This window comes from Zavarzinella formosa DSM 19928 (assembly GCF_000255705.1).
GTDB lineage: Bacteria > Planctomycetota > Planctomycetia > Gemmatales > Gemmataceae > Zavarzinella > Zavarzinella formosa.
Genome location: NZ_JH636453.1, coordinates 44,593 through 46,285, shown reverse-complemented (window position 1 = coordinate 46,285; position 1,693 = coordinate 44,593). Strand labels below are relative to the sequence as shown.

At 68.7% G+C, this 1,693-nt stretch carries 1 protein-coding gene; it reads right to left on the bottom strand.

The features are described 5' to 3' along the window. Positions 1–1,693, bottom strand: a 1,693-nt coding sequence (locus tag BGIM_RS59460) for an FG-GAP-like repeat-containing protein (RefSeq protein ID WP_162136355.1), incomplete at both ends; no start/stop codon positions are given.

Sequence of the window (1,693 nt, the reverse complement as noted above, 5' to 3'; positions counted from 1 at the left end):
CGAGGTCGGGCTTGCCATCCTCGTTCACGTCCCCGATCGCCACCGAACGCGGCCCGGCGCCGGAGGGCGAACCGGGGGCGGAGGTGAAGGTGCCGTCGCCGTTCCCCAGCAGGACGCTGACGGTGTCGCTGGCGTAGTTGGCGGTGACGAGGTCGGGCTTGCCATCCCCGTTCACGTCACCTACCGCCACCGAAAACGGCTCGTTGCCGACGGCGGGGGGCAAGCCGGGGGCAGGGGCGAACGTGCCATCCCCGGCCCCCAGCAGGACGCTGACGTTGTTGGAACCGATGTTGGCGGTGACGAGGTCGGGCTTGCCATCCCCGTTCACGTCACCTACCGCCACCGAATACGGCGTGGTGCCGACGGCGGGGGACAAACCGGGGGCGGGGGCGAAGGCGCCGTTGCCGCTCCCCAGCAGGACGCTGACAGTGCCGTCGAATTCGTTGGCAGAGACGAGATCGGGCCGTCCGTCCCCGTTCACGTCCCCAACCGCCACCGAAACCGGTATGCCGCCGACACCGACGGGAGACCCGGCGGCCTCGGTGAAGTCGCCGCCGCCGAGGCCATTGCCGGCGTTGTCCTTGATGTCGGTGGTGGCGGCGATGTTCAGGCCGAGGGTGCCGAAGCCGGTGCCGGAGTCCACAGAGACGGTGTAATGGATGTTGTCCCCCAGCGGGGTCACATCGGTGATCGACTGGCCGGAAACGCCGGTGGCGGCGAGGGCGAAGTCGGTCTTGTCCACGTTCGAGACGGGTTCGGAGAAGGTCACGTTGAATTGCAACGCCGACCCGGCGATTTGACTGGAGGCCCCGACGAGGGTGATGGTCGCCGTGGGGGCGGTTGTGTCAATCTTCAGCGTGCCAACCGGGTTGGTCGCCGCGCCGCTGACATCGGCCCCGACGGCGCCGTTGAGGACGGCCCCGTTGAGGTTGAGCTTGGTCACGGTCAGATCGTCGGTGTTCTCTCCCGGCTTGATGGTGTAAACGAATGTCAACGCCGTGGTCTCGGAACCACCGGAATAGGCGGCCGTGGCCCCGTCGTTGAGGGTGAGCGTCGGCAGGCCGTTCGTGCTGTCCACCGTCACGGGGGCATTGAAGTTGACGGTGAGCGTCACGGTCTGGCCCGCCCGCAAGTCGCCCGCCCCGGCGGTGATGCCCAAGCCCGAGGCCGTCACCGAGGTGACGACGGCCGGCGTCTCCAGCGTGTAGGCCGGCCCGGTCTGGACCAGCGTCCTGTTCAACAGGACGCTGACGTTGCCGCTCCCGTAGTTGGCAGTGACGATATCGGGCTTGCCGTCCCCGTTCACGTCACCGATGGCCACCGAATACGGGTGGTCGCCGGGGGTGAAATAGGCGGCGGGGGCGAACGTGCCGTCCCCGTTCCCCAGCAGCACGCTGACATTGCTGTCGTCGCGGTTGGCGGTGACGAGGTCGGGCTTGCCATCGCCGTTCACGTCGACGACCGACACCGAATCCGGCCCGGAGCCGACAGGGACGGGCGAGCCGGGGGCGGGGGCGAACGTGCCGTCTCCATTCCCCAGCAGCACGCTGACGGTGCCGTCGTAGGCGTTGGCGGCGACGAGGTCGGGCTTGCCGTCCCCGTTCACGTCACCGATCACCACTGAATTCGGACTTTGGCCGACAGGAACGGGCGAGCCGGGGGCGGGGGCGAACGTGCCGTCCCCGGCCCCCAA